This window comes from Bradyrhizobium sp. Crot121, from assembly GCF_059512385.1.
In genome coordinates this window covers 26,704-53,589 of sequence record NZ_JCAMOR010000019.1, presented here as the reverse complement: position 1 = coordinate 53,589, position 26,886 = coordinate 26,704, and the positions used below count along the sequence as shown (strand labels likewise).

Sequence of the window (26,886 nt, the reverse complement as noted above, 5' to 3'; positions counted from 1 at the left end):
ATGGTCAGCTTGGCCCAGGCGAAGGAGAACGACGATGCGCAAACTGATGTTGGCAGTGCTGGCCGTGACGGCCGTCGGGGCGGGTGTCACCGCCGGCTCCGCTCCTGCCGCGGCCTATGACTATCCCTGGTGCGCCCAAGGCAGGGGCTTCGGCATTCCGGGCGACTGCTCGTATCAAACCTACGGGCAATGCATGGCGAGCGCGTCCGGCCGCAACCTCTATTGCAACATCAATCCACGCGTAGCCTTCGGTCAGCAGCAGCCGCCGCGTCGCGGGCGCGTGCATAGGGACAATTATTATTACGACTGAGCTTGCGAACGGCGCGCTTCACGCGGTGCGCCTTCGCGGCGTGAGTTGATGTGCCCTCTCCCCTTGTGGGAGAGGGCTGCGCCGGCGTCAGCAACAGACCCGCTAGGGTGAGGGGTTGTCTCCACAATCACCGTCGCTCGGAGACAGCCCCTCATCGGTCGCGCATTGCATGCGCGCCACCTTCTCCCACAAGGGGAGAAGGAAAGAACGGCGCGCGCTAGTCGCTTCTGTCCCCTTCTCTTGCGCGCCAAATTTTCGTGAATGTTCTCGCGATACGCGCCATTGACTCGTGATCGATCGCGTCTATACTAAACCATATGGTTAAGTATCTCGACGAGACGCTGGACCGCACTTTCGCGGCGCTTTCCGATCCCACCCGCCGTGCGCTTCTGGCACGGCTTGGCGAGAAGGACGACTTGTCCGTGAGCGAGCTCGCGCAGCCATTTCAGATGTCGCTGTCCGCGATCATGAAGCATCTCGACGTGTTGTCGGATGCCGGCCTGATCATGCGGGAGAAGACCGGCCGCACGGTGGCGTGCCGGCTGACCGCGCGCCCGATGGAGCAGGCGATGGACTGGCTCAATCGCTATGTGCGCTTCTGGTCCGACAATTTCGATCGCCTTGCCGCCTTCGTGGAGGAAGACCCATGGCCATCAGCACCGCCAGCTCCGGCCCCGCCGCGCGCCCCGGCCTCACCCTCACGCGCCGCCTCCGTGCGCGGCCGGAAAAAGTCTACGCCGCGTGGACCGAACCGGAAAACCTAGTGCAGTGGTTCGGGCCGGCGAATGTGAAGCCCGGCTCGGTGCGGGCTGAGCTCGACGTTCGCGCCGGCGGGCGCTACCGCATCAGTTTCACCGGCAACGACGGCGAATATCACGAAGTCGGCGGCGTCTATCGCGATGTCGTGCCAAACGAGCGATTGGTGTTCACCTGGGCCTGGCATTCGACGCCCGAGCGCGAGTCGCTGGTGACGGTATCGCTGAGGTCAGATGGCGCCGGCACGCTGCTGACCTTCCATCACGAGCAGTTCGTCGACGAGACCGCGCGCGACAATCATGAGCGCGGATGGACGGAGCTGTTCACCAAGCTGGAAAGTTTCATCGCTTGAATACTGTCAAGGGAGGACACCATGCAGCCACACAAAGTCGTGTCACGCGAGGAGTGGATTGAAGCCCGCAAGGTCCATATGGCGCATGAAAAGGAGCTCACCCGTGCCCGCGATGCCCTCAGCGCGGAGCGTCGGGCATTGCCCTGGGTCAAGATCGACAAGGCCTACATGTTCGACGGCCCGAACGGCAAGATAGCGCTCGCCGACCTGTTCAAGGGCAGGCCGCAACTCGTGGTGCAGCACTTCATGTTCGGGCCCGATTGGGACGAAGGCTGCAAGAGCTGTTCGTTCTGGGCCGACGGATACGAGCGCATGATCCCGCATCTTGCAGCGCGCGACACCACGCTGGTGGCGATCTCGCGTGCGCCATTCGAGAAGCTGGAAGCGTTCAGGAAACGGATGGGCTGGACGTTCGACTGGCTGTCCTCGGCCAACAGCGACTTCAACCATGATTTCGCGGTGTCGTTCACGCCGGAAGAAGTGAAGTCGGGCGCTAAGATCTACAATTTCGGCACGTCCGGCTTTGGTATCGAGGAGGCGCCTGGCATCAGCGTGTTCTACCGCGACGAGACCGGCAACGTCTTTCACACCTATTCGTGTTTTGCCCGAGGTACCGACATGATGAATGCGGCCTACCACTATCTCGATCTCACGCCGCTCGGCCGGCATGAAGAGGGCCTGCCTTATCCGATGGACTGGGTGCGGCACCGTGACCAATACCAGCCGATGCCGTTTCAGGCATCCTGTTGCCATAGCTGACGCACCCACAAACCGTCATTGCGAAGCAATCCACCGCAAGCAGAGAAATGGATTGCTTCGTTGCTTCGCGCCTCGCAATGACGGGAACAACAACAGGAATCGCCCATGCCCTATGTCGATGGCTTCATCGTCGCCGTCCCGAAGAAGAATCTCGCCGCCTATGCCCAGATGTCGCGAAAGTGCGGCAAGATCTGGCGCGAGCATGGCGCGCTGGACTATCGCGAATGGGTCGCCGAGGACGTCAAGCCCGGCAAGCTCACCTCGTTCCCGCAAAGCGTCAAGCTGAAACCCGGCGAAACCGTCGTGTTCGCCTGGATCACCTACAAATCGCGTGCCCAGCGCGACAAGATCAATGCCAAGGTGATGGCGGATGAGCGTCTCAAACCCATGATGAACGGAAAGTCGATGCCCTTCGACGGCAAGCGCATGATCTATGGCGGATTTGCGAGCCTGGTGAAGGTGTAGCGGCGCTGGCGCTACACAAACTGTTTCCATGGAGACGGCCGAAGTGATCCAGTCGGCCGCTGGCTGACTTGCGCCCGTCTCGCGACTCGGTGTACTTTGCAATGCAAAGTTCGGACAACCGATGCGCGATCTCGACAAGGCCCTGGCCGACATTCTTGCCATCCGCAGCCAGATTGCGGCGGGCACGGCGTTCCGCGGCTATGGCCCGGCGACCGTGGCCGCCACCGGCGGCGTCGCGTTCTTGACAGCCATCCTGCAGTTCCTCTGGCTCAACAATCCGACCGGGAACCCGCTCACCTTCTTTGGCGGCTGGACCGTCGCCGCGCTGCTTTCGGCCGCGCTGATCTGGACCGAGATGCGGGCGCGCTCGCGCCGGCATCATTCCGGGCTCGCGGACGCCATGATCCAGCAAGCGGTCGAGCAGTTCCTGCCCGCGGGCGTCGCCGGCGTCTTGCTCGCGATCCTGTTGTGGAAGTTCGCGCCTGAAACGCTGTGGATGCTGCCCGGCCTGTGGCAGGTGCTGGTGAGCCTCGGCGTGTTCGCCTCTGTCCGCTCGTTGCCGCGCAGCATCGCCTTTGCCGGCGCCTGGTATTTCCTCTCGGGCTTTGCGGTGCTGGTGGTCGCGAGCCAGAGCCACGCCTTGTCGCCCTGGACCATGGGCCTGCCCTTCGTCGTCGGTCAGGTTTTGATGGCTGCCCTGTTGTATTTCGCCACCGGAGAAAACGATGTCGAAGATTGAAGCCAACAACGCGCCGTTCTCCTATGACGGTCTTGACCGCGTGATCCACGAGAAGGCGCGACTCGGGCTGATGACCTCGCTGATGACGCATCCCAAGGGATTGGCGTTTGCCGATCTCAAGCAGCTTTGCGGATTGACCGACGGCAATCTCAGCCGTCATCTGCAGGTGTTGCAGGAAGCCGGACTCGTCGAAGTCACCAAGAGGTATGAGGGCAATCGCCCGCACACCACTTGCCGCCTCACCAAGGCGGGCCGCCGCCGCTTCCTCGACTATCTGGCTGTGCTGGAACGGCTGGTGCGCGACGCCGCCAAGGCCGCGGGCAAGGAGGGCGCCGCGCCTTCCCAGCTCGGCATCCTGCCGGCCTGATCACGATTCCCTTTTTTGATCGGAGACTTTGTAATGCAAAGTGATCTTTCCTCCAAACTTCACGTCGGCATCATCATGGACGGCAATGGAAGATGGGCGACGCGGAAGGGGTTGTCGCGCCTGCGCGGCCACGAGGCCGGGGTCGAAGCGATCCGCCGCATCGTCGAGGCAGCGCCCGAACAGGGGATCGGTACGCTGACACTCTATGCCTTCTCCAGCGACAATTGGCGCAGGCCGAAGGCCGAGGTCACGGCGCTGATGGGCCTGTTGCGCTTCTACCTCGCCAACGAGATCCAGGCGCTGGTGCGCAATGGCGTTCGCCTCACCGTGATCGGCCGCCGCGACCGTCTGCCCAACGGCATTGCGGCTGCGATCGGCCGCGCGGAAGACGCGACGGCTGATGGCGACACCCTGCATCTGCGCATCGCGATCGATTACTCCGCCCGCGATGCCATCCTCAACGCCGCGACCCGGGTCGCCGGCTTTGGCAAGCTCACGCGCGAGGCCTTCTCAGAGCTCGTCACCGGCGAGCCGAATCTGCGCGACGTCGATCTCATCATCCGCACCAGCGGCGAAAAGCGCCTGTCCGATTTCATGCTGTGGGAAGGCGCCTACGCCGAGCTGCACTTCACCGATCGGATGTGGCCGGAGTTCGACGGGGACGATCTCGCCGAGGCGCTAGCCTCCTTCCATGGCCGGGAACGCCGCTTTGGCGGCTTGCAAGCGGTCGCGCTGGAGGAAGTGCCGAGCCTCTGAGCTTGGCCCTCGGCGCCATTGAGCCCGCGACCGGGTCGGCCTCGAACCGCAGGAAAATCGGCGCCGCGGCAAGATGGCTTGTCGAAGCCGCGCCCGATTTGCGTCATCGTCGTCACACTAGGTTAACCCTTAGCGGCTAGCTAGGCGCACTGACCTTCCCGCGAACCAGTACAACCAGGGTCATTCCCATGGACAAGCAGATGCGCTGCCAATGCGGCCGGCAACGGACCGTCGCGCTGGACAAGCATTTCCGTACCGTCCTGCATTGTGAGAATTGCGACGTGGTCGAGCGGGCCGAGCCGGTGAGGCCGCGCGAGCACGCCCAGGCCGCACTCCAGGACGCCTGAGCCGGTCTCCACTTCGCCCAGGGATGCTCTAACTGCCCGGCGCGAGCTCCACGAGCTTGGCGATCGTATTGATGTTCCGCGCGGTGCCGTTTGCGGCTGCCGGTATCTTCAGCTTCGAGCGACCCATGCCTGAGCGATAGGCGACATAGATCTCGCGCTTGCCGAGGCGCACGTCCTCGTCCTGCTGCCCCCTGATCGCGGCAAGCGCATCGGGCGGCGGCGCTTCGTCGAGGAAGATCGCAACCGTCCAGTTCGGCTGCGCCTTGGGGAACGGATTGGCCTTCAGCACCGCGGCCATCTCCTCCGCAGTCCTGATCACCACGCCGATCGGGCTGCCCGCATAGGCCTGCAGCCGCTTCTCCAATGCAGCCTTCACCTTCCCGGCGGGCAATTTGCTGTCGAACACCACATTGCCGCTGGCGATATAGGTTTGTACGCTTGCAAATCCTTCGGCGACGCACATCGCTTTCAGCTCGGCCATTGGCAGCTTGCCGGTTCCGCCTACATTCACGGCACGGAGCAGGGCAATATAGGTTGGCATTCCAGACCGTATCCAAGGAGGGAGGCCGTGAGCATGCCACAGGCGCGCCAACAGGAGCTACAGGACAAACCGAGGTCAACTTGAAAAACCTTCCGATCACCCTGGCCGATATCAGGGCCGCCGCGGCCACCATCCGCGATTCCGTCATCGTCACCGCCTGCAACCAGAGCCGGACGCTGAGCGAGATCTGCGGCTGCGAGATCTGGCTCAAATTCGAGAATTTGCAGTTCACCTCCTCCTTCAAGGAACGCGGGGCGTTGAACCGCCTGCAAGCTTTGTCCTCGGAGGAACGACAGCGCGGCGTGATCGCGATGTCGGCCGGCAATCATGCGCAGGGCGTCGCCTACCACGCCTTGCGGCTCGGCATTCCCGCCACGATCGTGATGCCGATCGGCACGCCGATGGTGAAGATCGAGAATACGCGGCGCCATGGCGCCGAAGTCATCATCTCCGGCGCGACGCTGGAGGACGCCGCGCAGTTTGCCCGCAAGCTTTGCGAGACACGCGGCATGACCTTTGTCCATCCCTATGACGATCCGCTGATCATGGCTGGCCAGGGCACGATTGCACTGGAGATGCTGGCATCCGTGCCGGATCTGGATGTGCTCGTCGTGCCGATCGGCGGCGGCGGGTTGATCTCGGGCATCGCGATCGCAGCCAAATCGCTCAAGCCCGGTTTGAAGATCATCGGCGTCCAGGCCCAGCTCTACCCGTCGATGCACAACGCGATCAGGAACGAGCATCTGCCGATGCGCGGCGACACCCTTGCCGAGGGCATTGCGGTCAAGTCGCCGGGCCAGATCACGACCAAGATCGTGCGCGAATTGGTCGACGACATCCTGCTGGTCACGGAAGATCAGATCGAGCGCGCGGTATCGATGCTGATCTCGATCGAGAAGACGGTCGTCGAAGGGGCCGGTGCCGTGGGCCTCGCGGCGGTATTGGCCGCGCCGCAGCGCTTCGCGGGGCAGAAGGTCGGCCTGGTCCTGACCGGCGGCAACATCGACACGCGCCTGATCGCCTCGGTGCTGACGCGCGAGCTCGCGCGCGAGGGACGGTTGACGCAGCTCACGCTCGACATTGTCGACCGACCCGGCCAGCTCGCCGCGGTCTCGGCGCTGCTCGCCGAAGCCGGTGCGAATATCATCGAAGTCTCGCACCAGCGCACCTTCTCGGCGCTCCCGGCCAAGGCGACGCTGCTCGAGCTCGTGATCGAAACCCGTGACCGCGCGCATCTGGACGATGTGCTGGCCAAGCTCGCGGGATCGGGTTTTTCGGCGCGCTGCACGTAGCGGCGGTGATCTCACCTCTCCGCTTGCGGGAGAGGTCGGCGCGAAGCGCCGGGTGAGGGTTCTCTCCACTCAGGGAATCCCGATGCGGAGACACCCTCACCCCGCCCTCTCCCGCAAGCGGGAGAGGGAGCCTCTCACCGCAAGAGATTGGTCCGCGCCAGCGTGACGACCTCGTCGGCTCGGCCGTTCAGCACTGCCTGCACCATGTAGAGCGTAAAGCCCTTGGCCATCTCGGTGGTCACCTTGGGCGGCATGGCGAGTTCCAGGCGGTTGACGACGGCGTCGATCACGACGGGTCCGGGATGCGCGAAGGCTTCGGCAAGCTTGCCCTCGACCTCGGACGGATCCTCGATGCGGACACCCTTGATGCCGGTGGCCTCCGCCATGGCGGCAAAGTTCGGGTTCTTCAGCTCGGTGCCGGTGTCGAGGAAGCCGGAGGATTTCTGCTCGAGCCCGATGAAGCCGAGCGCGCCATTGTTGAACACGATCACCTTAACCGGCAGCTTGAGCTGGGAAAGGCTGAGGAGATCGCCCATCAGCATGGTGAAGCCGCCATCGCCGGAAAGCGAGATGACCTGGCGTCCCGGCGCGGCCGCCGATCGCCTGTGCCATCGCGTTGGCCATCGAGCCATGCCAGAACGAGCCGATCAGGCGGCGCTTGCCGTTCATCGCGAGATAGCGCGCCGCCCAGACTGTCGGCAGGCCGACGTCGCAGGTGAAGATCGCGTCCTCACTGGCGAGCTGGCTTGCGACACGCGCGATCTGCTGCGGATGCAGCGTGCCGCCCTTGCGGCCGGAGGCGAGCTCGTCGAGGCCGCGGCGTGCTTCGGCATAATGCTTGCGCGCACCGTCGAGAAACCGCCGATCATCCTTGGCCGTCAGTCGCGCCAACAATGCGCGCACCGTCGGGCCGACCTGTCCGATGACGCCGAGCTCGACCGGCACGCGCCGGCCGATCGCCTCGGGCCTGACGTCGACTTGCGCGATCCGCGCGCCCTTCGGATAGAACTGCCGATAGGGGAAGTCGGTGCCGAGCATCAGCAGCGTGTCGCAGTTTTCCATGGCGTGATAGCCCGAGGAAAACCCGATCAGGCCGGTCATGCCGACGTCGTAAGGATTGTCCCACTCGACATATTCCTTGCCGCGCATGGCGTGGACGATTGGCGATTTCAGGGCTTCCGCAAGCTGCATCAATTCGTCGTGTGCGCCGGCGCAGCCGCTGCCGCAGAGCAGCGTGACGCGCTCTGACTGGTTCAGGAGGTCGGCGAGTTGCTTAAGCGCGGCATCCGATGGCGCCACCGCCGGCTGCGACAGCACCAGCCCGGTCGATGTCGAGGCCGAGGTGCCGGTGGCTGGCTTGAGCGCGATGTCGCCGGGAATCACGATGACGCTGACGCAACGTTCGCCGATCGCACGCCGCACGGCGATCTCAATCGCGCGCGGCATCTGTTCGGCGCTCGACACCAATTCGCAATAGGTCGAGCATTCCTTGAACAGATGCTCCGGATGCGTTTCCTGGAAAAAGTGCGAGCCGATCTCGGGAGAAGGGATATGCGCGGCGATTGCCACTACCGGCACACGCGAACGATGGCAGTCGAACAGGCCGTTGATCAGATGCAGATTGCCAGGGCCGCAGCTTCCGGCGCAGACCGCGAGTTCGCCGGTGATGTGCGCCTCGGCGCCGGCGGCGAAGGCCGCGACTTCCTCATGGCGCACATGCAGCCATTCAACGCCGCCGTGGCGGCGCAGCGCGTCAGTGAATCCGTTCAAGCTGTCACCGACAATGCCGTAAATGCGTTTCACGCCGGCTGCGGCAAAGGTCTCGACCATCTGGTCGGCAACGGTGCGGGCCATGAGGTTCTCCCTGGGGAATGGAGGTTTCGATCGGGCATACGTCCGGCGGCCTAGAAGATAGGCCATTCGGCCGACTGGGATATTTCGGGTTCGCACGACCTCGTCCTGAGGCCGGAAAGCGCCGCTGCTAGCGGCCGGCCCAGTGCACGAAGCGGCGTTCGATCAATAGAAACAAGAGATTGAGCGCGTAGCCGAGCGCGCCGGCGGCAAAGATCGCCGCATACATGCCGGGCATGTCGAACAATTGCTGCGCTTCGAATACGCGCTGGCCGAGCCCGTCGGTCGAGCCGATGAACATCTCGGCGACCACGATGATGACGAGCGCAAGCGACACGCCGTTGCGCAAGCCTACGAAGGTCTGCGGCAGCGATTCCAAGAGCATCACGTCGAACAGCACGCGCGTGCGCGATGCGCCCATCACCTTGGCGGCAAGCAGGCGCGTCTTCCGCGCGTTCATGACGCCGTAGGCGACGTTGAACAGGATGACGAGGCCGGCGCCGAACGCGGCCACGGAAATCTTGGTGCGGTCGCCGACGCCGAACAGCACCAGGAACAGTGGAAACATCGCGGAGGCGGGCGTCGAACGGAAGAAGTCGATCAGGAACTCCACCGAGCGATAGAGCTTCTCCGAGGAGCCGAGCAGGATGCCGAGCGGAATGGCGATGACGGCCGCAATTGCGGTGGAGGAGATCGTCCGCGCCACCGTCTTGACGAAGTCGACGCCGAGCTTGCCGCTGGCCATGCCTTCCCACAAGGTCCTGAACGTCTCGGCGGGCGAGGGCAGCAGCACGGGATCGACCAGCTTCAGTCCGTTCACCAGCGTCCAGACGGCGAGCAGCATCGCAACGCCAACCAACGGCAGCAACGCCCTCGCGATTTGCTGGCGTCCCGTCATCCGCGGCGCACCTCGTGCTGGAACAGCTTCAGGCAGTGCGCCTTGGTGGCGACGAAGGAAGGCTCTGACATCGTCTTGTCCGTGCGCGGCCGCGGCGCGTCATAGGGCACGAACTCGACCACCCGTGCCGGATGGCGCGACAGCAGCAGTACATGGTCGGAGAGATATACGGCCTCTTCGAGGTCGTGCGACACCAGGACCGTCGTCGTCTTGGTCTCCATGAACACGCGCTGCAACTGCTCGCGCATGAACAGCGTCATCTCGTAATCGAGCGCGGAGAATGGTTCGTCGAGGAACAGGACCTCCGGCTCGACGATCAGCGCGCGCATGATCGAGACGAGTTGCTGCTGTCCGCCGGAGAGGTAGTAGGGATAGAGCGCAAGGTCGATCTTGACGCCGAGATGCGCCACCAGCCGCTCCACGCGCAGCTTGCGTTCCGCCTTCGGCACGCCCATCAGCTTCAGCGGATAGGCGATGTTGTCGAACGCTGGCAGCCACGGAAACAGGGCCTCGCGATAGTTCTGGAACACATAGCCGAACTTGACGCGACTGAGCGGCCGCCCGTCGAACAGCACCTCGCCGGCGTCAGCGGGCACGAGCCCTGCGATCATGTTGATCAGCGTGCTCTTGCCGCAGCCGTTTGGTCCGAACACGGAAATGAGCTTGCCGCGCGGAATATCGAAATCGAAGGCGTCGTAGATGACAGCGTCGGGATAACGCTTGGAAAGCCCGCGGATCGTGACATGCGGCGCCGTCCGGCGCGACTCGTCGAAGCCGCTGGCCAGCCCGCTCGCCACGCTTGCGGTCGTGCTGGTCATGCAGGGCTATCGCACATGGAGGGCGGTCCCTTCGCGGCCCATCCTTCGAGACGCCCACCATTGGCGGGCTCCTCAGGATGAGGTCTGATTCCGTGGCGGAATCCTAGACCCTCATGGTGAGGAGCGCCGCTTGCGGCGCGTCTCGAACCATGAGGCCCGCCTCGTCCATAGCCGCCAAATAGCCAAATGCGATAGCCTTGGATCGTCATGCGCGCCTCAGAACCTGCGCAGGAACTTGGTGACGTCGATCTTTTCGGGCACGACGCCGATCGAGTTGCCGAAATCCGACAATGCCTGCAGATCGGCAAGCTGCTCCTTTGTCATATCGCCGACCATCACATAGCCAAGCATCGGCACCATATCGACCACGTTATCCGGCGTGAACGTGTTCTTGGCGAGGTGTTTCCGCGCTTCATCCGGATTGGCGTTGATGAAGGCAATCGCCTTGGCCCAGGCGGCCGCGAAGCGTTTTGCCACATCCGGTCGCTTCTGGATGAAATCGGCTGTCATCGCGCAGCCGGCGGCGTACGCGTTGGCATTCTCATTGCCGAGGATGTATTTCGAGATCACCCCGGCCTCGATCGGGTGCGCGACGCCTGCCTTGATCATCATCGATGCATTCGGCTCGAGCGTGTAGCCGCCGTCGAAGGTGCCGGCCGTCATGGCGTTGACGTGCTGGCCCATGTCGAGCTGGTCGATCGTGTAGTCGCCTGCCTTCAGGCCGTTCTTGGCGAGGATCGCCTTTGCGGTGTTGATGTTGGCCGGTCCCGGCGCCGACATCAGTTTGGCGCCCTTGAGATCGGCGATCGTTTTCGCCGCAAAGCCATTGCGGACGACGAACTGTTCCATCTTCCAGACCTTGGTCTGGCTGTTGAGGCTGATATAGGTGGCGACTCCCGGCTTCTTGACGTTGGCGTTGAGGCCTTCGAGCGTGACCAGAACCGCCGAGACCTCGATCTGGTTGGTCATCAGCGCCGCGACGTTGGCGGGCCCACCCAAAAGCTTCGTCATCTCGGGCTCGATGTTCCGTTCCTTGAAGAACCCGCGTTCCAGCGCGACGAAATAAGGCAGCGACGACGACAGCGGGAATACGCCGACGGCGACCTTGTCCTGCGCCTGCGAGGGGGCGGGCAGCGCCGCAATGGCTGCGAGCAGGGCAAGGATCGCGGTCACTCTGGTCATCAACTGCATGGAAATTTCCCCTGGGAAGTCCCGGGAGTAGCAAGAAGCGTGCCGCGATAGACTATCATGGCGATCTCCGCTTAAGCTCGGCTTGGACGCCTGACGACAGCAATGTGAACGTCGACCGGCTCGGCCGCGCCGTCGACAGAGCGCTGACCGGCATCGGCAACTGATCGAGAGTAGAACAACGACAATGCGCATCGCCCTTATTCACGCCCTGAAGCATTCGATTCAGCCGATTGAATCATCGTTCGCCAGGCTGTGGCCGGAGGCGCGGCTGATGAACCTGCTCGACGACAGCCTGTCGGCCGATCTCGCGCGCGACGGCCGGCTCACCGACGCCATGACCGAGCGTTTCCTCGCGTTCGGCCGCTATGTCGTGAGCACGGGCGCCGATGCGATCCTGTTCACCTGCTCCGCCTTCGGACCCTGCATCGAGGCGGTGGCGCGGGCGCATGCGCCGATGCCGGTCTTGAAGCCCAATGAGGCGATGATCGAGCAGGCTGCGCGAAGCGGCCGGAAGGTCGGCCTGCTCTCGACATTTCCGCCGACTTTGGCTTCCATGCCTCGTGAGTTTCCCGACTCCGTCGAGCTCGTGCTGAAACTCGCGGAAGGTGCATTGGCGGCGCTCGATCGCGGCGACCGCGCCGAGCATGATCGGCTTGTGATCGAAACGTCGAAAGACTTGCGCAACTGCGACGTCATCGCGCTCGCGCAATACAGCATGGCGCCGGCGGCATCGGCGGTTGAGCAAGCGTCCGGACGACCGGTGCTCACGACGCCGGATAGCGCCGTGTTGAAGTTGAAGGAGATGCTCTGCTGACGGTATCCTTTGCGGATGAGTGCGCTACCGAATTTTCCTGACCAACCGTCTTCCGGACGAAGAGATACATCAGGGAGTTGTGCGGACTGAGCGTTCGCGCCTCGGCATATGAAGCATGCTTTTTCTGCAAGCAATCATCACTCGCTCTCGGGTTGTTTCATCGCTTTCGCTGCCGTCGTTTAACGTTACTTAAACAGCCGCAGCAATAAGTTCGCCCCGGCTGACGAGGTTGGGCCAAAGGCCAGACTGCAACGGGGTGGGCATGATCAAAGGTATTCAAAACTTGCGGATCGGAGCCAAGCTTGGCATCGCATCCGCGCTCGGCGTGATCTTCGTCGCGCTGATGATCATCAATCAATTGACAACGAATGCCTCAGTCAGCCGCACCAACGAGAGCGTGCTCCTGCAGTCCAACATCGCGCGCGCGGCAATCGACGCCAAGGCGGCAGCGCGCGGCCTGCAGGTCGGCGCGGCTAACATCCGCGTTGCAACCATCGATGAAGAGTTGCAGAAGGCCACCGAGTATCTGGCGGCACGCTACAAAGGATTCCTCGGGTTCATCGATGAGATCTCCCGTCTGTCGACCGCCGATACGCGCTCGCGGTTGGAGAAGCTGAAGAGCACGGCGACTGCCTATGAGTCCGCCGCCGAGAAACTCGCGAAGATGAAAACCGAGCTTCTGGAAATTGCCTCTGTCGAAGCTTCCGGGCTCACGATCTCGAGTGAGGCTCAGGCGCGCGCCGCCCAGTTGACGACGGATTCACGTCAGATTGCCAACGATGTTATGCTGCCGCTTTCAGCGGAGCTCGAGTCGAACGCCAATACGATCGTGGACCGCGCCAAGCAGGTCATGGCCGGCGAGATCGAAAAGGCGGCGCAGCAGGCCGCCTCGGCCGACAGGATGTCGCTCGCAATCGGCGGCGTTGCGGCTCTGCTGCTGATCGTGACCTCGGTGCTGTCGGCGCTTTCGATCGCGGGACCGATGCGCAGCCTGAGCCGGGCCATGCAGGAACTCGCCAATGGCAATTTTGATGTCCAGTTGCCTGGCATCGGGCGCAAGGACGAAATCGGCGCGGTCGCGCAGGCCGTCGAGACCTTCAAGGTCAAGGCGGAAGAGAAGGCGATGCTCGAGTCCGAATCCAAGCGCCGGCAGGATGACCTCCTCGCCGGGCAGCGCCGGGCCGAGATGATCAAGCTTGCGGACGCTTTCGAGGGAGCGGTGGGCGAGATCGTCAGCACGGTCTCGTCGGCGTCGACGGAGCTGGAGCAATCGGCAAAGGCGCTCACCTCGACGGCCGAGCGCGCCCAGGAAATAACGGTCGCTGTGGCATCGGCTTCCGAAGAAGCGTCGGCCAACGTGCAATCGGTGGCGACTGCCACGGAACAACTGTCGTCTTCCGTGAACGAGATCAGCCGCCAGGTCCAGGACTCGGCGCGAATCGCGGCGGACGCGGTCGGCCAGGCGCGCGCCACCACCGAGCGTGTGAGCGAACTGTCCAAGGCCGCAAGCCGCATCGGCGATGTGGTCGAGCTCATCAACACCATTGCAGGCCAGACCAACCTGTTGGCGCTCAACGCCACTATCGAGGCTGCGCGCGCCGGCGACGCAGGCCGCGGGTTTGCGGTCGTCGCGTCCGAGGTGAAGGCGCTGGCCGAGCAGACGGCGAAGGCGACCGGCGAAATCGGTCAGCAGATCGCCGCGATCCAGACCGCGACCGATCAATCGGTCGGCGCCATCGGCCAGATCAGCAACACGATCGAATCGCTGGCGGAGATCGCCTCGACGGTCGCCGCTGCGGTCGAAGAGCAGGGCGCGGCGACGCAGGAGATCGCGCGCAACGTGCAACAGGCCGCGCAAGGCACTGAGGAAGTTTCTTCGCGGATTACCGATGTCCAGCGCGGCGCCACCGCGACAGGCTCGGCGTCCTCGCAGGTGCTCTCGTCCGCGCAATCGCTGTCCCGCGACAGCAGCCGGCTCCAGACGGAAGTCAGCCGGTTCCTGCAGACCGTGCGGGCGGCCTGAATGGTGCCGGTGGCGGCGCTGCCACCATTGTAGATGCCTGCCCGGCCGCCCAGCGACAAAAACCGGCGCCCGCTCGTCGACTGCAATATTCGCGAACCTATGCGTCCGCGCATCGTTAGCCCTGCGTCTTGCAAACGAAGGGTGATCCCCATGAGTGCGACAGGTCTCGAGGTATTCGACAGAACCATCCACCTCACCAATTCATGGCTGGATGAGATCATGGAAACCTTGCCACGCGACCGGCAGCTGGCGTCGCATGCGCTGGGCGCGGTGTTGCGGACCATACGCGATCGGGTTCCGATCGAACTCGCGGCGCATCTCGGCGCACAGCTTCCGCTGATCGTGCGCGGCACGTATTATGATCGATTCCGCCCGAGCGATGCTCCGCAAAACTGGCGGTCAGCGGAACAGTTCCTGTCGATCATCACGGCCGAGCTAAGCTCGACACGGCCGGTCAGCGCGCCTGACGCGGCGCATGCTGTGTTCCAGGTGCTAAACCACCATGCTGTGTTCCAGGTGCTAAACCACTATGTCGATCCTGGTCAGGTCGAGAAGATCCGCCACGCATTGCCGGAGGAAGTCCGCGCGATGTGGCCGGAATCAAAGAGGACGCCGCGGCGCGCGGAGCCGGTTTCCTGATCGTTACGTCGTCGGGTTTTCGATGACAGTGAAGTGAACCCATGCATTTCGCGTGCGTTATCCTACGTCACTTTGGATGGAACAGGAGTCCATCATGACCAAGCCACCACCGGTGCCGCCGGAGAACCAGAGTCGCAAGGGTACGGGTGATCCGAAGTCCGGCAATGCCCATCAGGCGCGCACGACGCGCGGGCACGTGGAAAATCCCGACGAGCAGGGGCAGTCGGCGAACGCCAAGCAGAACACCACCCATCAGGGCTATCAGCAGGATCGCTGAAGGAGCGCATCATGTCCACTTCAACCAAGACGCCGGCGAGCATTCGCCAGGGCGGCCCCGGTGCTGCGGACGAAAACGTTCAGGCGCCGCTTGAGGTCAAGAAGCCGGCCGCCGACGATCCCAGGCGACGTCACAGCCGGATTTCCGGCGGCGGTGGCGAGCGCGACAGCCACCACACGCACGAACCGGAACACAAGGGCGGGGGTACGCATCCGGCATCGAAGGGGTGATCATGACGAAACACGCTAAAACGAAACGGCCGAGCGACATCGACCTCTATCGCAATCCGCTGATCGGGGGATCGAAGGGCGTCACAATGGCGCAGGCGACACCAGACGATCTGGAGGATGTCGAAGGCGAGAACACGTTCGAGGGCGACGTCGAGAACGACACCAACCCGCAGGGTGGTATCGAGGCGCCGGATCGCCGGCGCGGCCGCCCGTCGCGCGATCAGACGCCAAAATCGCGTAAGACGGTGCTGCAGGGCAAGAAGACCCATGAGCAGCAGTTGCGGATGCTGGAACGCAAGCCCGATGTTCCCGATGCGCGCAATCTCGAGCAAGGAGGCGCGCGGAATGTGGAAGATGCGACCGTAAGACGTCCGAAACAGGATGCGCGCCAGTCGGAATTTCCGGTGAGCCGCGGCGGGCTGAACCAGGAAAGCCACCACAACAAGCACAACGATTCCGGTCAGAGCGGCCATAAGCCGCAGAAGCATGGCGGGTGAAGCGACTGAAATCGTGATCCGATTGAAAGGAATCGGATCACGGTTTCACCTCTCCGTTTGAGCATGCTCTTTTCGGACCGTCTCTTATGGCTTGGCGGCCGCGTCCGTGCGCAGCCATTTTCGTGGCGGCGGCTGGTAGGCCGCAAAGCGGCTGAGCAGCGCCTCCAGCTTGGTTTCGATGATGAGCATCTCGGCGTAGGCTCTGATCGTGAATCCTTCAGCCACCATCCGCTCCACCATCGCCATCAACGGCGCGAAGTAATCCTTCACGTTCAGCAGGCCGCACGGCTTTTGGTGAATCCCGAGCTGGGCCCAGGTCCATTCCTCGAAAAGTTCTTCGAGCGTCCCGGCGCCGCCCGGCAGCGCGATGAAGCCGTCGGATAGCTCGGCCATCATCGTCTTGCGCTCGTGCATGGTCTCGACGATGTGAAGCTGGCTCAGGCCCGTGTGTCCGATCTCGCGCTCGACCAGCGCGCGCGGAATGACGCCGACCACGCGTCCGCCCGCCGCGAGCGCCGCGTCTGCCACCGTTCCCATCAGCCCAACCTTCCCGCCGCCATAGACGATGGTAATGCCGGCCTTTGCCAGCGCCTGTCCGGTGGCGACCGCGGTCTCCAGATAGATCGGATCACGGCCCGGGCTGGAGCCGCAGAAGATACAGACGGATTTCAGCGCTTTGGCGTTTTGGTTTTGCATTGGATGTGTGCGGACCTTTCGTGCTGCAAACGATTCGTCGGCGGTTCGACGTTAGCATGAGGGGCGGGGGAATCGCGGCGCCGCGCTACAACGTGAACGCACGGCAGGTCGGTAGTGTGGATGATCTGCTCACATATATTTGAAATCAAACAAGAATCTCTTCATGCACCGAGCTCGCGCCGGATCGGGTTTTGCGACCCTCGGTAACCTATGCCGTTTCGGAAAGGACTTCATCAACAAGCCTGTCATCAACCTGCGGGAGTGTCATCAATCTGTCGTATCGCCTGCGCTTAGCTGCGGAACCAGCCCGACATGCTATCATGGCCGTGGCAGAGAGGGAGTGAGGTAGTGAGCGAAACGACCGATGTCCCGGCGTTGCCGGCTGATGCATCTGCGATTGCACGTATCAAGTCCGAAATCGATATTTCAGATCGTTCGCGCATCGTCACGTTCGGCGAGCGCGCCCAGCGGTCAGTGGTCGAATTCGCCGACCGCATTCTGTCCCAGACGCAAAATCGCGAGCTCGGAACGACCGGCAAGCTCCTGTCGGACATTTTGGGCAAGGCGCGCGGGCTCGATCCCGCCGATCTTAAGGACAGCGGCCTCTTGACGCGCCTGTTCTCGTCGGCGGAGGCACGGCTGCGGCGCTTTGCCGAGCAGTTCAGCGATGTCGCTTCGCAGATCGATCGCGTTTGCGTCGAGCTCGATCGCAACAAGGAGGTCTTGCGCCGCGACATCGCGCTGCTCGACGATCTCTATGAGCAGACCAGGACCGCACTCGGGCAGCTCGACGCGCATATTAGCGCCGGCAAGGCTTTCGCCGAGGACTTTCGCCGCGGCAAGCTGCTCGAGATGGAGCGGGCCGCGACCGCGCAAGGCCAAAGCAGCGACGCCCTGCTCGCGGCGCAGACCTACCAGGACGCACTCCAGGCGCTCGACCGGCTCGAGAAGCGCATCTTCTATCTGCAGCAGGCGCGCCAGATCGGCATCCAGCAACTGCCGCAGATCCGCATCGTGCAATCGGGCGACGAGACGCTGATCGAGAACCTGCAGGCCACGACCGAACTCACAATCCCGGTGTGGAAGCAGAAGATGATCCTGCTGCTCGGGCTGAATCGGCAGAAATCCGCGCTCGAGTTGCAGAAGACCGTCACGGATGCCACCAACGAGATGATGCGCCAGGCTTCCGAGATGATGAAGACCCAGGCGATCGAGATCGAGAAGCAGTCACAGCGCGGCATCGTCGACATCACGACGCTGGAAAAGACCAATCGCGACCTGATCGACACCATCTCGGGCGTGCTCGCGGTGCAGGAACAGGGTCGGACCAAGCGCGCCGAGATCGAAGAGCGCATGTCGCAACTGACCGACGATTTGAAATCCGCGGTCACCAAGGCGTCCGCATGAGCCTCGCGTTGTTCCCGCGGCGCTGGCTTGCGCTGCATGTCGCGGCACCGCTGATCGCCGTGCTGCTCTCCGGCTGCAGCGGCGGGCCGGGGCCGCAATTCACCATCCTGTCAGGCTCGGAGAATGACGTGCTCGAGCCGCTGGTGCAGGAATTCTGCAAGTCGCGCAATGCTGTCTGCACGATGCGCTATCAGGGCTCGCTTGACATCGCGCTGGCGCTCAAGGGCGACGATCCGCCGGCCGACGCGGTGTGGCCGGCGGCCTCGATCTGGATCGACATGTTCGACACCAAGCGGCGGGTGAAGTCGGTCAAGTCGATCGTGCAGATGCCGGTGATCCTCGGCGTGCGCCGCTCGAAGGCACAAGAGTTGAACTGGATCGGCGCCAAGGTGACTGCGAAGGACATTCTCGCCGCTGTCGAGGCCGGCCGATTGAAATTCCTGATGACCTCGGCGACGCAGTCGAACTCCGGCGCGGCTGCTTATCTCGCGATGCTCGCGGCCGGCATCGGCAAGCCCGACCTGATCGAAGCCGGCGATCTCGACAAGCCCGAGGTGCTGGCGACGGCGCGCGGCCTTCTCAAAGGGGTTGAGCGCAGCGCGGGTTCGAGCGGCTGGCTCGCCGATCTCTATCGCGACGGCGAGCGGAATGGAGCGCACTATCAGGCGATCTGGAACTATGAGGCTGTTATCAAGGAGACCAATGACAAATTGATCGCCGATGGCCACGAGCCGCTTTACGCGATCTATCCGGAAGACGGCGTCGCGGTCGCCGATTCTCCGCTCGGCTTCGTCGATCGCGGCCGTGGCAAGGACGTCGAAACCTTCTTTGCCGATCTGCAAGCCTTTCTGCTCAAGGGCGAGGTTCAGGCGCGGATCGCGAAGACCGGACGGCGGGTGGAGGTCGGCCGCGCGGCGCCGCTTCGCGCCGATCCCAAGACCAATCTGGATCCGGCGCGCGCGCTGACAATCATCCGGCCACCCGAGCCCGCGGTCATCCAGAAGGCGCTGTCGATCTATCAGGAGGCGCTCCGACGTCCCTCGCTCACCGCTTTGTGCCTCGACGTCTCCGGCAGCATGCAAGGAGCAGGCGAGACCCAGTTGCTCGACGCGATGCGTTTCCTTTTGACGCCCGCCCGCACCCGCGAGCTGTTGGTGCAATGGACCAAGGCGGACGAAATCCTGCTGCTGCCGTTCAACGATCATGTGCTGTGGACGGCGCGCGCCACAGGCGGAGAGGCCGAGCAGGCCACGCTTCTCACCCAGGCGCTGGAGCTGCATGCCGGCGGCGGCACCGACTTCTATACCTGTGGCGAGCGGGCGCTCGTCGCCATGAAGCCGCTGCTTGCCAGCGGCGAGCATTTGCCGGCCATCGTCATCATGACCGATGGCAAGAGCCAAGGCTATTTGTCGACGTTTGAGGCCGCGTGGCGCGCGGACGGCCGGCGTGTGCCAGTGTTCGGGGTCACGTTCGGCGACCAGGTCGATCGCAGCCAGCTCGACAATCTGGCGAAGCTGACCGGCGGCAGGGTGTTCGACGGCACCAAGAGCCTGACGGACGCGTTCCGCTCGGTGCGAGGATATAATTGATGGCGGCCGTGCCGTCCGGGCTCGGCTGGATTGCCGGTGGCGCGGCCGCCGCGGTCTTGCTGCCTTCGCTTGCGATCGGCGTTGGGATGCCATTCTGGATCGCTGTCCTCGTCAGCGCGCTGGCCGGCGGCGGCATTGTCGCGGTGATGGCGCCGAGCAGGCGCTTCGCCGAACTCGACGCCAGCGGCGCGGCGCGCGGCCGCATCGAATTCGCGCGCGAACTCCTCACGGAGGCAGAGCCGCTGACGGAGCGCATGGAAACCGCGGCGGCAGCGATCCGGACCCGCGTGGTGGCCGAGCGCATCCGGCATCTCGTGAAGATCGCCCGCGATATTTTTGCCGCGATCGAGCGTGACCCGCTGCGCATCGACCGTGTCAGGCGCTTCCTCACTTATTACCTGCCGCGCGCGGCCGAGATCGCCGAGGCCTATGCTTCGCTCGAGCGCAGCATTGTCCCCGACACCGCACGCCTCGCCGCGACGAGTGAATTGATCGACCGGCTCGATGGCGCCTTCACACGCTACGCGGCCAATCTGCAGGATGCCGATCTCGACAAGCTCGACATCGAACTCAAGCTTTTGAAAAGCTCGCTCGACGAGGATATCGGACCGGCGCGGACCGGCATCCCGTCCGGGGAGAGGAAGGGAACAACCTGATGGCCATGTCGCGTCGTGCGTTCGGGATCGGCCTCGTTGCCGCAAGCGCCGCGGCGACCGGCGGCTATCTCTACCTTCGGGAACATCCTGAGATCGCCGGCCGCTTCGGCGAAGCGAAGAAACTGTTCGGATTCGCCGGTGGCGAGAAGGAAGGCTTCCTCGCCAATGCGCGTGTGCGCGGCGTGCTCGAGCGCCGCTTTGGGCTGGTGCTCGACGGGCGCCGCGCCGGATCGGTGGAGATGGTGCGCGAGCGTGCATTGCTCGACCAGAAGCCGCAGTTCCTGTGGCCGTCGTCCTCCGTGCTGGTGGAGGTGGCGCGCAGCTCGGGCCTGAAGATTTCGCGCGACCAGGTGATCTTCAATTCGCCAATCGTGCTCTATTCATGGGACCGCATTGCCGATGGCCTGGTGAAGGGCGGTTTCGCCGAGCCGATGGGCGGCCCGCGCTACAAGGCCGACCTTTCGAAGCTGCTCAAGGCGATCATCGCCGGCGAGACCTGGGCCGCGATCGGCGTCTCCGATCTGTTCGGCCGCGCCCGCATCGTCTGCACCGATCCGAACAAGTCCAATTCGGGATTCATGTTCGCGGGCCTCGCCGCGAGCCTGCTCTCGGGCGACGTGGTGATGCCGGACACCCTGAGCCGCATCGACGGCGACGTCGCCACCGTGTTCCGCCGTATGGGCTTCAAGCCGCCGTCCTCGGGAAAATTGTTCGACGATTATGTTGCCGGCGGCGCCGGCGCGCAGCCGCTGATCGTCGGCTACGAGAATCAATTGGTGGAGTGGGTGCTGCAGGATGCCGAGCGCTGGAAGCGGCTGGAGGCCAATGCGCCGGCCAAGCCGGTGATCCTCTATCCGCAGCCGACGGTGTTCTCCGCGCATCCGTTAATCAGCATCGAGCGCCAGGCCGACGACCTCATCGATGCGCTGATGAGCGAAAGCCTGCTCGAGATGGCCTGGGAGGATCACGGATTCCGCGGCCCGCTCGGCACCATCGGCAAGGCGCGCAACGCACTCCTGCAGTCCCGCCTGATCGAGCGCATCGACGCGGTGTTGCCGATGCCGGACGCTCCGGTCATGCTCGCTCTGCTCGACCGGTTGGCGGCGTAGCGCGCAAGCGGTACATCACCGTTAATCGGTAGGCCATATAACCGGCCCGCCGGCTGGCTATGTCCGCGATCTCAATAGTTGGACTTCGGTCCGCCGTGATACTGGCGCACGTTGGGCCAGTATGGTGCCGGCTCGAAAGCGTAAGGGTAGTACGCGGCTTGTGCAGCGTAAGCTGCCGCGGACCAATGCGTGCGCGCGTGCGTTTTGGAGCTGCCTGCAAACGCCGCGCCCGAGAATGCGATGAGGATGACGACTGATGCAGCCAGTGCGAGTTTGTTTGTCATGAATTCCTCCTTGTGCCCCCGCTAACGAATGCATCTCGCGGTAACCGCGAGCGGTGCCGCGTGTCGGAACTTGGGAGGTCAGGGTTACGCGGGCATTTCAGGCGTCCGAAAATTCGGTTACATCTGCCACATGCCGCGTGCGCCCTGGCAATTGATCAGCGTCACAGCTCCGGACCGGACAGCCTCATCTCTCGTTCCGCCCTGAACACATTGCTGTAAAGGTTTGCGATCCATTGGCGGCCGCTTGACGTGACGTTCAGGTATCGAATGGCGGTCGATATCTGCGGCGCGACGGTGTTCCAATAGAACTGCGGATATTTGTACACGACATCGGCCGGGGTATCGTAGCCGAGCTGCTTGTTCATCCCGGTCTCTTCGAATTCATAGAAGAGAGCGTTGGCCTTCCTCAGATAGTTGGGGTCGCCAAGTTGGCCGATCAGGTCCGCGGCGCGCAGCAGCAGGCCCTCTTCATTGTTCAGATCGTCGTCGGACGATGACGGTGCGTAGGGAAATCGCGTGTATTCGATCGCGCGCGCCATCCGGTTGGCGTCGACGTGCTCAACACCATCGAAGCGCTCCAGCGCGAACAGTTTGGACCGGTCCACGTGATAGGGTGCGAGCGCTGCATCGGACGCGCCGCGCGGAAGCCGGATGGTCGTGCCGGTGACATCGGCGACATAGACGTCGTCCCCGTCTCCTTGAAGGACGCCACGGACATAACCGATGTCGTGGATCAGGCAGGCCAGGATGAAATTTGAATAGTCCTCGGCCGTCGTCGGCCGCGACAAGGCGCGCCCCATCAGGATGTCATGGCCGGCCAGGGTGACCAGCATCGAGTGCTCGATATCGTGATAGAGCGCGTCGCTGTTGCCGATGCATTCGAGCGCCAGTCGTGCCGCATATGGCAGGAGCTCGTTGAGGTAACCGTAAGACGCGCCGAACCGTCCGTTTGTCTCGGAGGCCAGAAAGGCGCCGAGCGCCTGCGCGGTGAGATGTGGTATCGTGAGCATGTTGCTGCTCGCTCGATCGAGACTGAAATTTAGCACAGTCCGTTCGAACCGTCTTTAGGCAGCGTGCCGAAAATGCTATGGATCGGGCGGTGGAAACGCCGGGGGAGCGCCTGTTGATCTGGGTCAAACGCAGTGGACTCGTCGTTTCCTTCTCACTTTTCGTGTGCACCGCACACCAGGCTAAGGCCGTCCCGCTCACGCCGTTCCGCTATCAAGCCCAGGCGCAACGCCATTGCCCGGGTGATTCCGTGGTTTGGCTCGATTTTCGGCGCGAGCGCTATTATTTGAAAGGGCAGAAACGTTACGGGCTGGGTCTCACCGGAAGTTTTGTGTGCAGGAGCGAAGCCCAGGCGAGCGGCTACCGCCGTTCCCTTCTCGGGCTGAGGTAGCGATAACCTCTGACCGCACGTGGTGGATGTGTGAGCTGGGTGCCATGGCGAAGCCTGCGCTAAGGTCGCCCTGCAGGGGCGGTCATGTCGCGCGAGGGCTGTACGTCCGGCGAGCGCGCCCGTGATGTTGGAACGAAGAGGAAGTGCAGATGAATATGGCCTTGAGCAGCGCTCTGTTGGTCGTGATGACATCTAGCGCCGCCGCGCAATATCTCGGCAACTATTCCGCCAACCCATATGCCTCGAATTCTACGGGAAACGCATTCGGTGCTGGCAGTCCCTACAATCCAAACAGCATCAACAATCCGTACGGGCGATATGGCAGCGTCCACAGCAACAGCTCCGCCAACAATCCGTACGCGATGGATGCACCCAAGCTGTATGACAGCCAGGGAAACTATCGTGGGCGCCTAAGTAGCAACCGGTATGATCCGGATTCGATTTCAAATCCATACGGCCGCTATGGGAGTCGTTTTTCTCCGGATAGTGTCAACAATCCTTCGGTGCTGGAAATCCCCACGTACCGGATAGCCCGACGAACCCGTATGGCCAAGGCCTCTCGATTCAAGGAGATGATGACGACTGAAGGGCTTGCGTCGCTCGAGCCGAAGACGAAGGGGGCCGCCGCGAGCTGAGCGATTGCCGTCCTATGAGAGGCGGAGATATCACATGCGACCAGCGTCGGAAAAAAACGAGGCTGCGCCTTCAGCCACCAAGCGTTGTTATGCCGCGAGCTTTGGTGGCACAAACTGCACTGGTCAATTGCCAGCCGCAGCCACATCATGGCGGTGTGGAGTATCGGGTCTATGCCGTCGTTCTCAAATCCGAACCGGGCGAAAACAATAGTGATCTTCGCTATCGCCCGATTGCGTTGGCGCAAGGGCGTTCTCGGATTGAGGTCTGGCTTGTTGTGGGTTGCCGAGAATGACTTGGTATTCAAAGCGGCCGTGATCTCGCTCGGAATATTTTCTGGGGCAATAACCGCAGTTGCCGTGCTCTACCTGTGATCCAGGCAGCAGGGCCATGATAAGCGCATGGCAGCAGGGATTCCGACCATCGTTGTTAGCTGAGCGTCAGCGCCAGATGGATCGTCTGTGGGTCTCGCCGCATGGCCGGCTTGAAGCCGAACTTTCCGAACACTTTCAGCATCGCGGCATTTTCAGGCAAGACCTCTGCGGTCAATTCCTGTAGCCCGGCATTGCGAGCGATGCCGACGAGGTGACGCATCAGGATCGAACCGATGCCGCGTCCCTGCCAGGCATCGACGACCACGAATGCCATCTCGGCTCGCCCGGGCTCGAATACAACGTATCGACCTCCTCCGACGATCGCCCGCCGACCGGCTTCCTCGATGAGTGCGACAAGCGCGACATGATTTCTGAAATCGATGTCCATGAAGAAGGCGCGCTCCTTCTCCGAGAAGCCGCGCTTCACCGCAAAGAAACGGCGTTGCAGGGATTGCGTGCTCGCCCGCCCGACCGCAGCAAGCATGTCGGCCTCATCGTCCGGCCGAAGCGATCGGATTTCGATGTGGCTGCCGTCGTTCAGACGCTCGTGCGCGGTGTGGGTTGCGGCTTCCGGCATCTGCTGCCTCTTGTTCCAATCATTCGACGGCCGGTCTCGCTGATCAGGCGGAGTGTGAGGCCCGCACCGGAGCATGGCGCTCGTTTCAGCCAAGAGTGCCGAGCGAAAGCAGGAAGTTGCGTCCTCTCCGATCAATCCAAGCTGTACGGCTGCCCAGTTGCCCAGCAACTTGTTGGCTCGGGCCATCGCTTTGAATCGCAGCTCCTCGTCATGAGCGAATTTCGCTTCCACCGCCTTTTCGCGTTCGTCGAAGGTGATTGCCGTGACATCGGCAATCAAACCTGCCACTCGGGGGACCAGGGTGCTTGATCTAGATCAAGTCGCCATTAGAGCGTTTTCGAGCGAAGCATGCCCTTGGACTTGATCCGAGGGTGGATACCGTTCGCGTGAAGAAAACGCGTCAAAACTAGAATCTAGAGCTTCGGTTCTGATTCTATCAGAACCGAAAATGCTCTAGTCACGGGCACTTGATAGTCGTGTGAATCTACGCGGGCCGCGAGACGCGGCTCACTCCGGTCGGCTCCCGCGATGGACGCCGCTCATCCCGATCTGGATCGCCCCCTAGTTGGGGCTGATGATGCAGGCTCCGTCGCGACGGCTCCAAACGAACCACCGATAGCACGGAGGACGGGGATGAGCCCCGACCGGACACTCATTGCGCACACGCGCGCCTCTATCCCAGCCGTCGACGACGCACCCACCGTTGCGCGCCGCATGGCAACCGGGACCGCAGCCGTCCGCGGCGTTGGCCATGCCAATGCTCGCGAATATGGCTGCGAACAGAACTGCGAATGTCACTTTCATCTCTGTTTCCTCTCGCCTCTCATGTTTTGCAGGCAAGTGCTGCGCCGAGCGCGCGGCGTTGATCTTGGATCAATGGGGCGGAAAAGCGAAGCCCATCCCCGAGCACGAAGCCGAGCGGTCGAGGGCACTGATTTCGCGAGATGGGGCAGTGGGGGTCGGTGTGCTTGATCTAAATCAAGCCGCGTCGCGCAGCGCGGTGGGTACGCTTTCGCGCAGCCTCGAACGAGGGCGCACCTTTGAGAACACTTCGCCAGCTTTTGTCCGGGGAGGACATCATCCAGCTTGCGATCCGGCTTGGATTGCTGGCTTTTCTGATCTACTGGACTTTCGTTCTTGTACGACCCTTCGTGCCAATCGTGGCCTGGAGCGTGGTGCTCGCCGTGGCGTTCCATCCGGTCTTTAACGGTCTCGCCAAGTTGCTCGGCGGACGCCCGAAGCTGGCGGCGGCGATTCTCACTATCGTCAACCTCGCGATAGTCATCGGGCCGGCGACCTGGCTCGGTCTGGGCGCGGTGGATGGCCTCCGGGAAATTGCTGCACAACTCAGCGCGGGCAGCCTCGGGGTTCCCTCGCCGCCCGCGCCCATCAAGGACTGGCCGCTGATCGGCCCGCAGCTCTACGATCTCTGGGATCAGGCATCGACCAACCTCCGCGCCGTTCTGCGCGAAATCGCTCCTTATCTGAAGCCGCTGGCCGCGACGATTCTCGGCCTTGCCGGGAATGCCGGCGTTGGAACGCTCAAATTCCTCCTGTCGGTTGCTTTGGCCGGCTTTCTCTTCCCCTATGGACCGCAACTAGTGGCGGCGAGCAGGGGGTTCCTGTCCCGCGTCGTTCCCGAGCAGAGCGAACACTTCCTGGAATTGGCGGGCGCAACGATACGTGGGGTATCTCAAGGCGTTATCGGCGTCGCGATCATCCAGTCGCTGCTCGCCGGCATCGGTCTCAAGCTGGCGGGAATTCCGAATGCGGGCCTGTTGGCTTTCGCGATCCTGCTGCTGAGCATCGTGCAGATCGGTGCGGCGGTCGTCCTGCTTCCCGTGATCATCTGGCTCTGGACAGCGAAAGACTTCACGACGGCACTCCCACTGACCGTGTTTCTGGTGATTGTTGGCTTGCTTGACAACATCTTGAAGCCGCTGGTGATGGGGCGCGGCCTTACTACACCCGCCCTCGTGATCCTTATCGGGGTGGTCGGAGGCACGCTTGCACACGGAATTCTTGGCCTCTTTATCGGCCCGGTCATCCTGTCAGTCGCTTGGGAGTTGACAGTGGCCTGGATCAATCAGGATCGCAGCCGCCTTGCGCAATCGGCGGAACAATAGCTCGCAAGCCGAAGCCGCTCAAATCGGACCATTCTGTTCCGCTTCACGACGTTGACCTAAATCAAAGTCCGGGGTGGCGCGGCGCATTCAATCGATGCGCGACACGGAGGTCTG

32 protein-coding genes and 2 pseudogenes are annotated in these 26,886 nt (G+C 62.8%); 23 read left to right on the top strand and 11 right to left on the bottom strand.

The features are described from left to right. Positions 1 to 34: 34 nt before the first annotated feature. The 9 genes from AC5ZGW_RS18540 to AC5ZGW_RS18500 all read left to right on the top strand — a co-directional run bounded on the left by AC5ZGW_RS18540 (position 35) and on the right by AC5ZGW_RS18500 (position 4,851). Positions 35 to 310 carry a DUF3551 domain-containing protein gene (locus AC5ZGW_RS18540; RefSeq protein WP_130225784.1) on the top strand — a complete coding sequence of 92 codons (276 nt, stop codon included), beginning with the start codon at positions 35 to 37 and terminating at the stop codon, positions 308 to 310. A gap of 317 nt (positions 311 to 627) precedes the next feature. After that, positions 628 to 1,074, top strand: coding sequence for an ArsR/SmtB family transcription factor (locus AC5ZGW_RS18535; RefSeq protein WP_130225785.1), 447 nt, complete (start codon positions 628 to 630; stop codon positions 1,072 to 1,074). Further along, entirely contained in the window at positions 1,074 to 1,418 is a 345-nt protein-coding gene (locus AC5ZGW_RS18530) for an SRPBCC family protein (RefSeq protein ID WP_245474701.1), read from the top strand. The genes AC5ZGW_RS18535 and AC5ZGW_RS18530 overlap by 1 nt, the downstream gene beginning before the upstream one ends. Before the next feature lie 21 nt (positions 1,419 to 1,439). After that, on the top strand, positions 1,440 to 2,177 hold the full coding sequence (locus AC5ZGW_RS18525; RefSeq protein ID WP_130225787.1) for a DUF899 domain-containing protein: 738 nt from the start codon (positions 1,440 to 1,442) through the stop codon (positions 2,175 to 2,177). A gap of 105 nt (positions 2,178 to 2,282) precedes the next feature. Next, positions 2,283 to 2,642, top strand: coding sequence for a DUF1428 domain-containing protein (locus AC5ZGW_RS18520; protein WP_130225788.1), 360 nt, complete (start codon positions 2,283 to 2,285; stop codon positions 2,640 to 2,642). A gap of 121 nt (positions 2,643 to 2,763) precedes the next feature. Continuing rightward, positions 2,764 to 3,381, top strand: coding sequence for a hypothetical protein (locus tag AC5ZGW_RS18515; RefSeq protein ID WP_130225789.1), 618 nt, complete (start codon positions 2,764 to 2,766; stop codon positions 3,379 to 3,381). Beyond that, positions 3,368 to 3,748, top strand: coding sequence for a winged helix-turn-helix domain-containing protein (locus AC5ZGW_RS18510; RefSeq protein ID WP_130225790.1), 381 nt, complete (start codon positions 3,368 to 3,370; stop codon positions 3,746 to 3,748). Before AC5ZGW_RS18515 ends, AC5ZGW_RS18510 begins: the two co-directional genes overlap by 14 nt. A 33-nt stretch (positions 3,749 to 3,781) precedes the next feature. After that, positions 3,782 to 4,504: a di-trans,poly-cis-decaprenylcistransferase gene (locus AC5ZGW_RS18505; RefSeq protein ID WP_130225791.1), complete on the top strand. Its 723-nt coding sequence runs from the start codon at positions 3,782 to 3,784 to the stop codon at positions 4,502 to 4,504. Between the two features lie 188 nt (positions 4,505 to 4,692). Further along, on the top strand, positions 4,693 to 4,851 hold the full coding sequence (locus AC5ZGW_RS18500; protein ID WP_165435197.1) for a hypothetical protein: 159 nt from the start codon (positions 4,693 to 4,695) through the stop codon (positions 4,849 to 4,851). A 28-nt stretch (positions 4,852 to 4,879) separates the two neighbouring features. Here the strand turns inward: AC5ZGW_RS18500 and AC5ZGW_RS18495 are convergent, their stop codons facing one another. Further along, entirely contained in the window at positions 4,880 to 5,392 is a 513-nt protein-coding gene (locus tag AC5ZGW_RS18495; RefSeq protein ID WP_130225792.1) for a DUF1697 domain-containing protein, read from the bottom strand. Between the two features lie 80 nt (positions 5,393 to 5,472). Here AC5ZGW_RS18495 and AC5ZGW_RS18490 point away from each other — a divergent pair, with 80 nt between their 5' ends. Continuing rightward, positions 5,473 to 6,684: a threonine ammonia-lyase gene (locus AC5ZGW_RS18490; RefSeq protein WP_165435198.1), complete on the top strand. Its 1,212-nt coding sequence runs from the start codon at positions 5,473 to 5,475 to the stop codon at positions 6,682 to 6,684. A gap of 134 nt (positions 6,685 to 6,818) precedes the next feature. On the opposite strand, the pseudogene poxB reads toward AC5ZGW_RS18490, so the two are convergent. From poxB to AC5ZGW_RS18470, 4 genes and pseudogenes are all read right to left on the bottom strand, one after another. Beyond that, positions 6,819 to 8,538: pseudogene (gene poxB / locus AC5ZGW_RS18485) on the bottom strand (ubiquinone-dependent pyruvate dehydrogenase). A 127-nt stretch (positions 8,539 to 8,665) separates the two neighbouring features. Next, positions 8,666 to 9,433, bottom strand: coding sequence for an ABC transporter permease (locus tag AC5ZGW_RS18480; RefSeq protein ID WP_130225794.1), 768 nt, complete (start codon positions 9,431 to 9,433; stop codon positions 8,666 to 8,668). Next, positions 9,430 to 10,251, bottom strand: a complete 822-nt coding sequence (locus tag AC5ZGW_RS18475; RefSeq protein ID WP_130225795.1) for an ABC transporter ATP-binding protein — start codon at positions 10,249 to 10,251, stop codon at positions 9,430 to 9,432. Before AC5ZGW_RS18475 ends, AC5ZGW_RS18480 begins: the two co-directional genes overlap by 4 nt. Before the next feature lie 216 nt (positions 10,252 to 10,467). Further along, complete coding sequence (locus AC5ZGW_RS18470) at positions 10,468 to 11,442, bottom strand: ABC transporter substrate-binding protein (protein ID WP_165435199.1); 975 nt, start codon at positions 11,440 to 11,442, stop codon at positions 10,468 to 10,470. A 184-nt stretch (positions 11,443 to 11,626) separates the two neighbouring features. Here AC5ZGW_RS18470 and AC5ZGW_RS18465 point away from each other — a divergent pair, with 184 nt between their 5' ends. The 6 genes from AC5ZGW_RS18465 to AC5ZGW_RS18440 all read left to right on the top strand — a co-directional run bounded on the left by AC5ZGW_RS18465 (position 11,627) and on the right by AC5ZGW_RS18440 (position 15,922). Next, a complete protein-coding gene (locus AC5ZGW_RS18465; RefSeq protein ID WP_130225797.1) occupies positions 11,627 to 12,256 on the top strand; it encodes an aspartate/glutamate racemase family protein in 630 nt (209 codons plus the stop codon). Positions 12,257 to 12,518: 262 nt separating this feature from the next. After that, positions 12,519 to 14,279, top strand: a complete 1,761-nt coding sequence (locus tag AC5ZGW_RS18460) for a methyl-accepting chemotaxis protein (RefSeq protein ID WP_130225798.1) — start codon at positions 12,519 to 12,521, stop codon at positions 14,277 to 14,279. A gap of 150 nt (positions 14,280 to 14,429) precedes the next feature. Beyond that, positions 14,430 to 14,918: a DUF2267 domain-containing protein gene (locus tag AC5ZGW_RS18455; RefSeq protein ID WP_130225824.1), complete on the top strand. Its 489-nt coding sequence runs from the start codon at positions 14,430 to 14,432 to the stop codon at positions 14,916 to 14,918. A 94-nt stretch (positions 14,919 to 15,012) separates the two neighbouring features. Then, positions 15,013 to 15,195, top strand: a complete 183-nt coding sequence (locus AC5ZGW_RS18450; RefSeq protein ID WP_130225799.1) for a hypothetical protein — start codon at positions 15,013 to 15,015, stop codon at positions 15,193 to 15,195. An 11-nt stretch (positions 15,196 to 15,206) separates the two neighbouring features. Beyond that, positions 15,207 to 15,425 (top strand): hypothetical protein, encoded by a 219-nt coding sequence (locus tag AC5ZGW_RS18445; protein ID WP_130225800.1) that lies wholly within the window; start codon positions 15,207 to 15,209, stop codon positions 15,423 to 15,425. Between the two features lie 2 nt (positions 15,426 to 15,427). Further along, positions 15,428 to 15,922 (top strand): hypothetical protein, encoded by a 495-nt coding sequence (locus tag AC5ZGW_RS18440; protein ID WP_245474702.1) that lies wholly within the window; start codon positions 15,428 to 15,430, stop codon positions 15,920 to 15,922. An 84-nt stretch (positions 15,923 to 16,006) separates the two neighbouring features. On the opposite strand, the gene AC5ZGW_RS18435 is transcribed toward AC5ZGW_RS18440, so the two are convergent. Then, the gene (locus AC5ZGW_RS18435; RefSeq protein ID WP_130225801.1) at positions 16,007 to 16,618 is read right to left on the bottom strand and encodes an LOG family protein; all 612 of its coding nucleotides are present in this window, start codon (positions 16,616 to 16,618) and stop codon (positions 16,007 to 16,009) included. 348 nt (positions 16,619 to 16,966) lie between these two features. Between AC5ZGW_RS18435 and AC5ZGW_RS18430 the strand changes: the two genes are divergently transcribed. Genes AC5ZGW_RS18430 through AC5ZGW_RS18415 form a run of 4 tightly spaced genes read left to right on the top strand, consistent with a single transcriptional unit; the run spans position 16,967 to position 21,379 of the window. Next, complete coding sequence (locus AC5ZGW_RS18430; protein ID WP_130225802.1) at positions 16,967 to 18,025, top strand: toxic anion resistance protein; 1,059 nt, start codon at positions 16,967 to 16,969, stop codon at positions 18,023 to 18,025. Further along, on the top strand, positions 18,022 to 19,614 hold the full coding sequence (locus tag AC5ZGW_RS18425; RefSeq protein WP_130225803.1) for a vWA domain-containing protein: 1,593 nt from the start codon (positions 18,022 to 18,024) through the stop codon (positions 19,612 to 19,614). The genes AC5ZGW_RS18430 and AC5ZGW_RS18425 overlap by 4 nt, the downstream gene beginning before the upstream one ends. Then, the gene (locus AC5ZGW_RS18420; protein WP_463327104.1) at positions 19,614 to 20,270 is read left to right on the top strand and encodes a 5-bromo-4-chloroindolyl phosphate hydrolysis family protein; all 657 of its coding nucleotides are present in this window, start codon (positions 19,614 to 19,616) and stop codon (positions 20,268 to 20,270) included. The genes AC5ZGW_RS18425 and AC5ZGW_RS18420 overlap by 1 nt, the downstream gene beginning before the upstream one ends. Next, positions 20,270 to 21,379 carry a hypothetical protein gene (locus tag AC5ZGW_RS18415; protein ID WP_130225804.1) on the top strand — a complete coding sequence of 370 codons (1,110 nt, stop codon included), beginning with the start codon at positions 20,270 to 20,272 and terminating at the stop codon, positions 21,377 to 21,379. Before AC5ZGW_RS18420 ends, AC5ZGW_RS18415 begins: the two co-directional genes overlap by 1 nt. Before the next feature lie 71 nt (positions 21,380 to 21,450). Here the strand turns inward: AC5ZGW_RS18415 and AC5ZGW_RS18410 are convergent, their stop codons facing one another. Both AC5ZGW_RS18410 and AC5ZGW_RS18405 read right to left on the bottom strand, forming a co-directional pair. Beyond that, positions 21,451 to 21,663 (bottom strand): hypothetical protein, encoded by a 213-nt coding sequence (locus tag AC5ZGW_RS18410; protein ID WP_130225805.1) that lies wholly within the window; start codon positions 21,661 to 21,663, stop codon positions 21,451 to 21,453. A 161-nt stretch (positions 21,664 to 21,824) separates the two neighbouring features. Further along, positions 21,825 to 22,673 carry a hypothetical protein gene (locus tag AC5ZGW_RS18405; protein WP_028162492.1) on the bottom strand — a complete coding sequence of 283 codons (849 nt, stop codon included), beginning with the start codon at positions 22,671 to 22,673 and terminating at the stop codon, positions 21,825 to 21,827. 77 nt (positions 22,674 to 22,750) lie between these two features. Between AC5ZGW_RS18405 and AC5ZGW_RS18400 the strand changes: the two genes are divergently transcribed. Both AC5ZGW_RS18400 and AC5ZGW_RS18395 read left to right on the top strand, forming a co-directional pair. After that, positions 22,751 to 23,062, top strand: a complete 312-nt coding sequence (locus AC5ZGW_RS18400; RefSeq protein ID WP_130225806.1) for a hypothetical protein — start codon at positions 22,751 to 22,753, stop codon at positions 23,060 to 23,062. 149 nt (positions 23,063 to 23,211) lie between these two features. Continuing rightward, positions 23,212 to 23,697, top strand: coding sequence for a hypothetical protein (locus AC5ZGW_RS18395; protein WP_207231019.1), 486 nt, complete (start codon positions 23,212 to 23,214; stop codon positions 23,695 to 23,697). Between the two features lie 427 nt (positions 23,698 to 24,124). Here the strand turns inward: AC5ZGW_RS18395 and AC5ZGW_RS18390 are convergent, their stop codons facing one another. The 3 genes and pseudogenes from AC5ZGW_RS18390 to AC5ZGW_RS18380 all read right to left on the bottom strand — a co-directional run bounded on the left by AC5ZGW_RS18390 (position 24,125) and on the right by AC5ZGW_RS18380 (position 25,399). Then, the gene (locus tag AC5ZGW_RS18390; RefSeq protein WP_130225807.1) at positions 24,125 to 24,646 is read right to left on the bottom strand and encodes a GNAT family N-acetyltransferase; all 522 of its coding nucleotides are present in this window, start codon (positions 24,644 to 24,646) and stop codon (positions 24,125 to 24,127) included. A 123-nt stretch (positions 24,647 to 24,769) separates the two neighbouring features. Next, positions 24,770 to 24,934: pseudogene (locus tag AC5ZGW_RS18385) on the bottom strand (ATPase inhibitor subunit zeta); the annotation flags it as partial. 273 nt (positions 24,935 to 25,207) lie between these two features. Next, the gene (locus AC5ZGW_RS18380; protein ID WP_433994492.1) at positions 25,208 to 25,399 is read right to left on the bottom strand and encodes a GCG_CRPN prefix-to-repeats domain-containing protein; all 192 of its coding nucleotides are present in this window, start codon (positions 25,397 to 25,399) and stop codon (positions 25,208 to 25,210) included. 287 nt (positions 25,400 to 25,686) lie between these two features. Here AC5ZGW_RS18380 and AC5ZGW_RS18375 point away from each other — a divergent pair, with 287 nt between their 5' ends. Further along, positions 25,687 to 26,772 carry an AI-2E family transporter gene (locus AC5ZGW_RS18375; protein ID WP_130225808.1) on the top strand — a complete coding sequence of 362 codons (1,086 nt, stop codon included), beginning with the start codon at positions 25,687 to 25,689 and terminating at the stop codon, positions 26,770 to 26,772. The last annotated feature ends 114 nt before the right edge of the window (positions 26,773 to 26,886 follow it).